Raw genomic sequence first — 11,019 nt, 5'->3', positions numbered from 1 at the left:
AAAAAAGTTAAATTGCTTAACTTTGAGAACGATACCATACAGGTTATGAGAAATTTGTTTGCAGCTAAAGCTGCGATAAGAATAATTTAAGCTAGATTTCCCTCCGGGGAGATATACGTCGGTGCCCCTTTGTTTCATCACCAACTGTTTTTTACGCTTGCCATTGTAAAACACTTGTTGGTTTATAATGATAAATAACTGCCTGTCAAAAAAATAACAATGTACTGGTCTTTATTAAAGATCGTATTATCTCTGTATTTTGATTTTACTAATTCGTTTACCCCTTTTATTTTTGTATCAAAATAAAAATTAAAAGGGTATGCGGTTTTTATTGCTCATCATTTCTTTTTTCATTCTTCCCGGCATTGTCGTGAGGTGCTGAAGGGAAATGGTGTGCATGATAAAAGGTCATAAAGCGCCATTTCCCTAATTAGGCGCTTTTTTAATGCAATATGAGCTATGGAAGAGGACAAAGCATCAAATAGGAAAAACCAGCTACGAAGCAGAAAAACTACCGTTGGAAGGCAAAGGACGGGAGCAAGAAGTCTTTGGCGTGCCAACGGCATGCAGGATGATCATTTTGGTCAGCCCGTCATTGCCATAGCCAACTCGTTTACGCAGTTTGTGCCGGGGCATGTCCATCTTCATGAAACGGGTCAGATGATCAAATCCGAGATTGAAAAGCTTGGATGTTTTGCAGCTGAGTTCAACACCATTGCCATTGATGACGGCATAGCCATGGGACATGAAGGCATGCTTTACTCTCTGCCTTCCCGTGAAATTATAGCCGATAGCATTGAATATATGTGCAATGCACACAAAGCGGATGCCTTGATTGCCATAGGCAACTGCGATAAAATTGTGCCCGGTATGCTTATGGCGGCCCTGCGGTTAAATATACCCTTTGTGTATGTTTCGGGCGGCCCTATGGAAGCCGGAAAGAGCAACGGAGAATCTCTTGATCTGGTGGATGCTATTGTCCGGGGTGCCGATGCAGGTTATACCGATCAGCAACTGGCACAAACCGAACGTTCAGCATGTCCCACCTGTGGTTCCTGTTCGGGCATGTTCACTGCCAATTCTATGAACTGCCTGGCTGAAGCACTTGGATTGGCGTTGCCGGGTAATGGCACGGTGTTGGCTACCCACGCAAACCGCAGGAAATTGATGCTGAATGCCGCACGGCTGATCGTTGAGAATGCAAAAAGTTATTATTTTGAAGGGGACAGCAGTGTACTCCCCCGAGCCATCGCTACCCGCGAAGCATTTATGAATGCCATGTCGCTGGATATTGCTATGGGAGGATCCACCAATACGGTGCTTCACCTTTTGGCCATTGCGCGGGAAGGAGAAGTGGAATTTTATATGAAAGACATTGATAATCTCTCCAGGAATATCCCGGTGCTTTCCAAGGTAGCCCCAAGCTCGAAATATCATATTGAAGATGTAAACAGGGCAGGGGGCGTTTTGGGCATTATGAAAGAACTGAACAAAGGAGGCCTTTTAAATCCTGAGTTACCGAGAGTAGAAGGCACAAAACTTGAGGAAGTGTTAAGAAGTTATGATATCACTGCACGTGAACCCAAAGAAACAGCTCTGACGGTTTATAAATCTGCCCCCGGCAATTTCAGAAATCTTGAGCTGGGAAGTCAGGCAACGCAGTACGAGCATCTGGATACAGACCGTGAGGCTGGATGCATACGGGATATCGAACATGCTTATGAGAAGGATGGGGGATTGGCTGTGTTGTATGGAAATATAGCCAGGAACGGCTGCATTGTGAAAACAGCAGGAGTAGACCCCTCCGTTCTTCAGTTTACAGGTCGTGCTAAAATTTATCACTCACAGGACGAAGCTTGCGAGGCCATACTGAACGATGAGATTGTTCCCGGTGATATAGTTTTGATCCTTTTTGAAGGGCCGTCGGGTGGCCCGGGAATGCAGGAGATGCTCTATCCCACATCGTATATAAAATCCAAAAAACTGGATAAGGATTGTGCATTGATTACCGATGGCAGGTTTTCAGGAGGTACTTCCGGCCTTTCGATCGGTCATGTGTCACCCGAGGCGGCTGCCGGTGGTGAGATCGCCCTCCTTTGTGAAGGCGATATCATTGAGATCGACATTCCCGGAAGAACCATTCATGCCCGGCTGAGTAATGAAGAGCTGCAGAAACGCAGAGCAGATGAAGAACAACATCAGGATAAAGCCTTTGTTCCAAGAAATAGAAATAGAGTCGTATCAAAGGCGCTTCAAATATATTCAAAAATGGTAACTTCTGCAGATCTGGGAGCCATTCGAACCATATGAAAAATCTATGACCTATGAAATTTACAGAAACAAAACCAGGACTTGAGACCAAAACAAAGCCAAATATTCGGAGAGTTAAGGGTGCAGAAGCAATGATTCTATCCCTTTTAGAAGAGGGAGTCAATAAGGTATTCGGTTATCCCGGGGGAGCCATCATGCCTGTCTACGATTCTCTTTATGGTTATAGAAATTCCCTTGAGCATCTGCTGGTACGTCATGAACAGGGAGCTGTGCATGCAGCCCAGGGCTATGCAAGAGCCACAGGAAAAACAGGAGTGGTTTTTGTCACCTCGGGACCCGGTGCTACCAATCTGATAACCGGTATTTCCGATGCCAATATAGATTCAACACCCATAGTGTGTATAACAGGCCAGGTAAATGATAGTCTCCTGGGCACCGATGCTTTTCAGGAAGTTGATGTGATTAGTGTTTCTTCTGCCGTTACCAAATGGAATTATCAGATTACCAAGCCTGATGAAATACAAGAAACCATTGCAAAGGCATTTTATATTGCCCATTCAGGAAGACCTGGCCCGGTCTTGATCGATATTACCAAGAATGCCCAATTTGGAGAAGTGGATTTTGACTATAAAAGATGCAATCACATCCCTAGCTATGTACCGGTTCCTGAAACTGAGCACAGCCAGATTTCAGAAGCCGCTGAATTAATCAACCAGGCAGAAAAACCACTTGCTTTGGTTGGACAAGGGGCTATTCTTGGTAGTGCTGAAGAGGAACTGAGAAAATTTCTAAAAAAAACAAATATCCCTGCAGCCTGCACTTTATTGGGTCTTTCGGCAGTACCAACCAACTATCCCAACTATGTGGGAATGCTCGGCATGCATGGCAATTATGGACCGAATGTTCTTACCGATGAGGCAGACCTTCTTATATCCATTGGAATGCGATTTGATGACAGGGTAACAGGGAAATTGAGCACTTATGGCAAAAATGCCAAAGTAATCCATATGGAAATCGATCCGGCAGAGATCAATAAGAACGTAAAAGTGGATGTTGCCGTTCTCGGAGATGTTAAGGAAACTCTGCCATACCTGACAGAGGAAGTCAAACCCCAAAACCATGAAACCTGGCTGGAAAGCTTCAGAGAGCATGAAAAGCAAGAGATTCAGAAACTATATAAAGACAAGATAAGCGAAGAAGGACCCATCAACATGGCAGCGGTCATACTGACATTGAATAAACTGGAACGGAATCCCCTGCTCGTAACTGATGTAGGGCAACATCAGATGGCTGCTTCCCGTTATTTCCAGTTTGATCAGAGCCGAAGCAACATTACTTCTGGTGGTTTGGGAACCATGGGGTTTGCTCTCCCTGCCGCTATGGGGGCACAGGCAGGCCAACCCGGCAGAAACGTCGTTGCTGTTGTCGGTGATGGCGGCATTCAGATGACCGTTCAGGAATTGGGAACCATTGCTCAGGCCAGATTGCCCGTTAAGATTGTGGTGCTTAACAATTCTTACCTCGGAATGGTAAGACAATGGCAAGAACTCTTTTTTGAGAAAAGATATTCGTTTACGCCCATAACCAGTCCCGATTACGAAAAACTGGGAGAAAGTTACGGAATAAAGGCCAGAAGAATATCCCGTTCAGAGGAGCTTTTTTCTGCCATGGAGGAAATGTTTGATGCAGAGGGCCCCTATTTGTTGGAAGTTGTAGTTGAGCAGGAAGACAATGTATTTCCGATGATCCCACCGGGAGCATCTGTTTCGGATATGCTTTTGGAGCCTCCGCAGGGCAACGAATAGGAATCAGCAGGCAGGCTCACTGTCAATTTAAAACAGTCAGTTTTATACACTGTCGATCACAAAGTTATTAAAATATTTAAATTTTGCGAATATATGGAAGCACCAGAATCAAGATCCAAAACACAAACCGGTTCGGTTAAGAAAAGGGTAAAAGGGGCGGAAGCCGTTATTTTATCCCTCCTGGAAGAGGGGGTAAATCAAATATTTGGTTATCCCGGCGGCTCTATCATGCCTGTATATGACAGTTTGATGAATTATGAAAAAAGTCTTAATCATTTGCTTGTGCGTCACGAGCAGGGAGCAGTGCATGCTGCACAGGGTTATGCAAGAGCTTCCGGAGAAACCGGGGTTGTTATGGCTACCTCAGGTCCGGGGGCTACCAACCTGATGACTGGCATATCCGATGCCAATATTGATTCCACACCCCTGGTGTGCATTACCGGCCAGGTACCTGACACGCTCCTTGGTACCGATGGTTTTCAGGAGGTCGATATTATCGGTGTTTCCGCTCCGGTCACGAAATGGAATTTTCAGATTACCAAACCCGAAGAAATACCCGGAGCCATAGCCAAAGCATTTTACATTGCACGATCAGGCCGGCCTGGCCCCGTACTTATTGATCTTACCAAGAATGCACAATTTGGTGAACTGGATTTTCATTATGAAAAATGTAATGAAATACGAAGTTATAAACCTGTCCCCGACATTGAAATGGACCAGATTGAACAGGCTGCTGAATTGATTGATAATTCGGAAAAACCTATGGCGCTTATTGGTCAGGGTGTGATTCTGGGACAGGCCGAAAAGGAATTGAAGGATTTTCTGGATAAAACCGGTATTCCGGCTGCATCAACCCTGTTAGGACTTTCGGCTATACCCAATGATTATCCCAATTATGTCGGATGGTTGGGCATGCATGGCAATTATGCCCCCAATGTTCTGACCAATGAAGCCGATTTGCTTATTTCAATAGGCATGCGCTTTGACGACAGGGTTACAGGAAAATTGAGCACCTACGGGAAAAATGCCCGGATAATTCATATGGACATTGATCCGGCCGAAATAGATAAAAATGTTAAGGTGGATGTTCCGATACTTGGAGATGTCAAGAAAACGCTTCCCTATCTTACCGAACAGGTAAAGGAAAACGCATTTCCCGAATGGATCAGGCAGTTCCGGGAATATGAGCAGGAAGAATATGACAAGATATTGAAGGAGCATTACGATAAATACCATAAACATATTCGGATGACGGATGTGATCCTAGAGTTGAACGAAAAGGGAAAAGAACCCCTTCTCGTAACCGATGTGGGACAGCATCAGATGATAGCATGCCGGTATTTTCATTTTACACATCCAAGAAGCCTTATTACTTCAGGTGGCCTGGGAACTATGGGATTTGGTCTGCCTGCGGCTTTGGGGGCTCAGATAGGGACCCCCAACCGGCAGGTTGTTGCAGTAGTAGGTGATGGTGGCTTTCAAATGACTATGCAGGAACTGGGTACAATCGCTCAGTCCAATATTCCTTTGAAAATCATTATTCTGAATAATTCGTATCTTGGAATGGTCCGTCAGTGGCAGCAATTGTTTTTTAAAAAACGGTATGCCTCAACTCCAATAACAAGTCCGAACTATATGAAAATAGCCGAAGGATACGGGCTGAATGCAAGCAGAATCACGCAGCTTTCTGAAGTACCTGAAGCGCTCGATGCAATGTTTGCAACCGAGGGCCCCTATTTACTGGAAGTTGTTGTGGAAAAAGAGGATAATGTCTTCCCAATGATTGCTCCGGGCACCAGCGTTTCGGATATCATGCTCGGTCCATCGAAGGAAAGTGAAAATGAAAATGAATCGTAATTATAAAAAACCAATAAATTTAAGAGATATGAAAGAAGAGAAAGAATTTTATACCATTACCGTATTTACAGAAAATCATCCCGGTTTGCTCAGTCGTATAGCCAATATTTTTACGCGCAGAAAACTGAATATTGAGAGTCTGACTGTCTCCGGCTCCGAGTATGAAGGCATTCACCGGTTCAACATTCTTCTTAAAATTTCGGAGGAGCAGGTTAACAAGGTGCTTAAACAAATAGAAAAGCAGGTGGAGGTGTTTGATGCTTTCGCCCGTAAAGAGGAGAATACAACTCAGCACGAGACAACCCTTTTTAAAATCCCGACCAATCAAATGCTTGAGTCTTCGGAAATAGAAGCTCTGATCAGAAAATACGATGTAAGACTCATGAAGGTCAATTCCGACAATACCTATTTTGAAAAGTCAGGTACTCAGTCGGAGATCAACCAGATCATTGAGGAAATGAAAAAACACTGTGATGTCCGGTATATCAGGTCGGTAAAATCTACTTTCACCAAGTCAGATGGCAAGTTGGCCAATATATTGTAGAATCCTTTAAATAATCAAATTAAAAATAGTACATTATGGCGAAAATACGCTTTGGTAGTGAAGAAGAAAATGTGGTAACCAGAGAAGAGTTTCCACTGGAAAAAGCGAAAGAAACTTTAAAGAACGAAACGGTTGCAGTCATCGGATATGGCGTTCAGGGACCGGCTCAGGCATTAAACCTGAAGGATAATGGTATTGATGTTGTCGTTGGTCAGGCACCTGAATTCAAAGATGATTGGAATAAAGCTGTAAATGACGGATGGGAGCCTGATAAAACCTTGTTTCCTGTAGGGGAAGCAGTTAAAAGAGGAACCATTGTACAGTATCTTGTTTCAGATGCTGCTCAGATGATGATTTGGGACCAGGTGAAGCAAAACCTGAATGAAGGAGATGCACTGTATTTTTCTCATGGTTTTTCAATAACATATAAAGATCGAAGCAAGGTGATACCTCCGGACAACGTAGATGTCATCATGGTAGCTCCCAAAGGTTCAGGCACCAGCCTGCGCAGTCTGTTTAAAGAAGGCCGGGGCGTGAATTCAAGCTATGCCATTCACCAGGATGCCACCGGCAATGCATGGAATCGGGTAATTGCCCTGGGAATAGGTGTAGGAAGTGGTTACTTGTTTGAGACTACTTTTGAGAAGGAAGTGTTCAGTGACCTCACCGGTGAACGTGGCAGCCTGATGGGCGCCATACAGGGACTCTTCCAGGCACAGTTTAATGTGTTGAGAAAGAATGGACATTCTCCTTCCGAAGCCTTCAATGAAACGGTTGAAGAGCTTACCCAAAGCCTGATGCCCTTGGTAGCACAAAAAGGAATGGATTGGATGTATGCCAATTGTTCCACTACTGCCCAGCGCGGAGCGCTTGACTGGTACCCTAAATTTCAGAAAGCACTGGAACCCGTTTTTGACGAACTTTACCAAAAAGTAGCCAGCGGGGAAGAAGCTCAACGTGCCATCGATATCAACAGTCAGCCGGATTACAGAGAAAAACTGCATGAAGAACTGAAAGCACTTCATGATTCTGAACTATGGACAACAGGCAGCCAGGTGCGTAAATTAAGACCAGAAAGTTAGTTGTTGCGGGATCTCTTTATGAGAGGTCCCTTCTTTCTTTTATGGTTGTGGACTCTTTGTCTGAGTTGCGAAAAAGTAAACGATATTATAGCCGGATTTTAAGATTCCGGCAAAATCAAAAAAGTAAGTAATATGTCAAAGCCATTGCAGAATAATAAGTACATAGAGGTTATGGATACAACCTTGCGCGATGGTGAGCAGACTTCAGGGGTTTCTTTTAGTGAGCTGGAAAAACTCACTATGGCCAAAAAGCTGCTTGCCGATGTGAAGGTTGACCGGATAGAAATTGCCTCAGCACGGGTGTCGAGGGGCGAGTTTGAGGCTACCCGAAAGATAACAGAATGGGCTGCAAACAATGGTTATCTGAACCAGGTTGAAGTGCTTGGATTCCTGGATGGAACCCAGTCACTGGAATGGATTGAAAAGTCCGGAGCCAGGGTGGTGAACCTGTTAACCAAAGGTTCGATTAACCACCTGAAATATCAGCTCAAAAAGAGCAAAGAAGAACATGTCGAAGATATCAGGAACTTTATTCACAAGGCCACTGATATGGGCCTGGAGGTGAACATATTTCTTGAAGACTGGTCCAATGGCATGAACAATTCTAAAGATTATGTTTTTTACTATCTGGATAATCTTCAGCATGAGCCGGTAAAACGGTTTATGCTACCGGATACATTGGGTATACTCAATCAAGATGAAGTCTATCAGTATTGTGCGGAAATGGTTGAGCGCTACCCCTCATTGCATTTCGACTTCCATGCCCATAACGACTACGATCTGTCTATTGCCAATTCTTACGCGGGATTAAATGCCGGGATGAAGGGCGTGCATACCACAGTGAACGGACTGGGCGAGCGAGCCGGGAATGCTCCTTTATCTAGCGTGGTAGGAGTGATTAAAGACCACACGGATTTTGAGATCAATGTAGATGAATCTCAGTTATATCCCGTAAGCAAGCTGGTGGAAAGTTTCTCCGGTGTCCGTATTCCTTCTAATAAACCCTTGATCGGAGAAAATGTTTTTACGCAGACCTGTGGGGTTCATGCCGACGGAGACAACAAAAGGCAGCTTTATTACAACGAGCTGCTGCCGGAACGGTTTGGAAGAAAAAGAAAATATGCCCTGGGGAAAACCTCAGGTAAGGCCAATATTAAGAAGAACCTTGAAGCATGGGGCATATCCCTGGATCGGGAATCCATGGAAAAGGTTACACAAAGAGTCATTGAACTGGGTGACAAGAAAGAACATGTGAGTTCAGAAGATCTTCCCTATATTGTTTCCGATGTATTGAATACCAATATGGTGGATGAGAAGATCAAAGTGGTGGGATATACCCTTTCGCTTACCAAAGGGCTTCGCCCTGTAGCTTCTCTTAATGTGGAGATAGATAACGTCCAATACCAGGAGACTTCTGAAGGCGACGGCCAGTATGATGCCTTTACGAAAGCGCTGAAGAAGATATACAGCAACCTGGGGAAAGAATTTCCCAAACTTATGGATTATATGGTTACCATTCCGCCGGGTGGTAACACCGATGCGCTTGTTGAAACGATTATTACCTGGGAGTATGGAGGCGAGGATTTTAAAACAAGGGGTTTGGATGCCGATCAGACCGAATCTGCAATTAAAGCCACTACAAAAATGTTGAATCTCCTGGAAAACCGGATGGAGATGAAAAACCATGGTCAGCGGAAAATGCAGGCTTCCAAATGATATGCCGCCTTATTTTTATTGGTTTTAAATAATCAGTTTGTGTATCTTTTTTGGTCTGGAGCCGTAATAAAATATAAAAATTAGCACTTCTTTAAAATAGGTTTTTTCTTCGGGTTAATTTTAGGTTAGGTTTAGGGTTGAAAAAAACGCATCAGGCATCAAATTGCAGGGTGCGTTTTTTTTAGGATTGATAAATGTTTTTTTGGGAAATACCGAAGTAGTTAACAAGATATGTAACCACTGAAACCACCGAGATTTCAAAGAAAATAAGCACAGCGGTAATACAAAGCTTACTTATAACGAATATCAAGGTCTTTTCACTTTGCAGAGATTAGGTCAGGTTTCAAGAAACTTCTACACACCCCGGCATTTAAGTCAAAAACCATTGAATGACAATCAATGACTATTAATGACTCAATGATCAATGAGAACCTAATGAGAATCGGATTCTCCTGCCAGTTGTAGTTTATGGACTGCCTACTGCTTAGTGCCTACTCCCTACTAAAAACCTTTATACCCCGCTTCATTAATATCCTCCACCGAACGTATCTTTTTCGGAGGATCGAGTTCCTTGTCTAGAAACCTGTATATGTCCACCCGTATCTCTTTGGCCTTTTTGGTGTCAAGCCTGTTGAACGAATGACCGCCGGCCACATCCTGAAAGATTTTGTACTCAAACTCCTTATCATGGGCTTTTAACGATTTTATCAGGTGTTCCACCTCTAGCACATTGACATCCGCATCGTTGGTATTGGTATGGATCAAAAGAGGAACATCCTCCAGTTTATGGGCATTCCAGGCTGGAGAGCGTTTTTTATATTCTTCTACATTTTCATACGCGGTTTGTCCGATATGGTAATCCACCGAGTAAAGATCCCGATAACCCTGTGTTTTGTATCCCATCCTGGCGATAAGGTCGCTGACAGGAACCCCGGAATAGGCTACCTTGTAATTGTCGGGATAGTCAAAAATGTTGTGCAGTGTGATAAGTCCCCCATGGCTCCATCCGATGATTCCCACACGGTTTCCATCCACAAAGGGGTAATTATCCAGCATATATTGCCTGCTGGCATCCACATCCTCTACTTCTCGTCCGCCATAATCTATTTTCTCGTAGTGACTCCTTCCGTAGCCTGTGCTGCCCCTGTATTCGGCGGCCACCACAATATATTGCTGGGCCATCAGTTCACGAATGATGTGGGCATAGTAAGTGTTGAAATCGCTGTGAACCCCTCCATGGGGAAAGACGATCAGCGGATACTCTTTATCGGTGTCTATGCCTTTGGGTACAAAAACATAAGACCGGAACTTGACCGGATTGCCGTAACCCTGAGCATCGGGATTTTTTTCGTTCCATATTGGAGGTCCGGTGATGTACACCTTATCAATATGGGCTACATCACCTACCTTCTGATACCAAAGCACATCGTCAATGCCTTTTTCAAGAACATCCAGGCGGTGGCGAAGATAGTTGATGTGATTCGACAAAGTTTCTATAACTTCATCTTTGTTGGTTTCCTCCTCCTGTGCCCGGGAAGAATAGATCCCGGATACAAGTAAGAAGACAATCATAAATAATGAGCCGATTTGTTTCATAGTAAAAACACGTTTAAAAGTTAGCATAGGATCTACCGCTACCTATACCCATTTTATCTTAAATCAATTTTAAACGCAAAAGCATGTTCGCATGGCTTCTCCTGGGGTGTCTGAATGGTAAGGCCTTCTGCTGAAAATTCCCAGTCCA

At 44.0% G+C, this 11,019-nt stretch carries 7 protein-coding genes; 6 read left to right on the top strand and 1 reads right to left on the bottom strand.

The features are described 5' to 3' along the window. Positions 1–459: 459 nt before the first annotated feature. From ilvD to KGY70_10875, 6 genes are all read left to right on the top strand, one after another. Positions 460–2,310: a dihydroxy-acid dehydratase gene (ilvD, locus tag KGY70_10900; protein ID MBS3775688.1), complete on the top strand. Its 1,851-nt coding sequence runs from the start codon at positions 460–462 to the stop codon at positions 2,308–2,310. 14 nt (positions 2,311–2,324) lie between these two features. Continuing rightward, entirely contained in the window at positions 2,325–4,076 is a 1,752-nt protein-coding gene (gene ilvB, locus KGY70_10895) for a biosynthetic-type acetolactate synthase large subunit (GenBank protein MBS3775687.1), read from the top strand. 93 nt (positions 4,077–4,169) lie between these two features. Beyond that, a complete protein-coding gene (gene ilvB / locus KGY70_10890) occupies positions 4,170–5,933 on the top strand; it encodes a biosynthetic-type acetolactate synthase large subunit (protein ID MBS3775686.1) in 1,764 nt (587 codons plus the stop codon). A 28-nt stretch (positions 5,934–5,961) separates the two neighbouring features. Beyond that, a complete protein-coding gene (gene ilvN / locus KGY70_10885) occupies positions 5,962–6,477 on the top strand; it encodes an acetolactate synthase small subunit (GenBank protein ID MBS3775685.1) in 516 nt (171 codons plus the stop codon). Positions 6,478–6,512: 35 nt separating this feature from the next. Next, complete coding sequence (gene ilvC, locus KGY70_10880) at positions 6,513–7,559, top strand: ketol-acid reductoisomerase (protein ID MBS3775684.1); 1,047 nt, start codon at positions 6,513–6,515, stop codon at positions 7,557–7,559. A gap of 171 nt (positions 7,560–7,730) precedes the next feature. Next, positions 7,731–9,275, top strand: coding sequence for a 2-isopropylmalate synthase (locus tag KGY70_10875; protein ID MBS3775683.1), 1,545 nt, complete (start codon positions 7,731–7,733; stop codon positions 9,273–9,275). A 501-nt stretch (positions 9,276–9,776) separates the two neighbouring features. On the opposite strand, the gene KGY70_10870 is transcribed toward KGY70_10875, so the two are convergent. Further along, positions 9,777–10,847, bottom strand: a complete 1,071-nt coding sequence (locus KGY70_10870) for a S9 family peptidase (protein ID MBS3775682.1) — start codon at positions 10,845–10,847, stop codon at positions 9,777–9,779. Positions 10,848–11,019: the final 172 nt, after the last annotated feature.

The sequence above is a fragment of the Bacteroidales bacterium genome, assembly GCA_018334875.1.
GTDB lineage: Bacteria > Bacteroidota > Bacteroidia > Bacteroidales > UBA12077 > JAGXLC01.
Note: the sequence above shows the minus strand (reverse complement) of the source record. Positions and strands in the feature narration are given on the sequence as shown.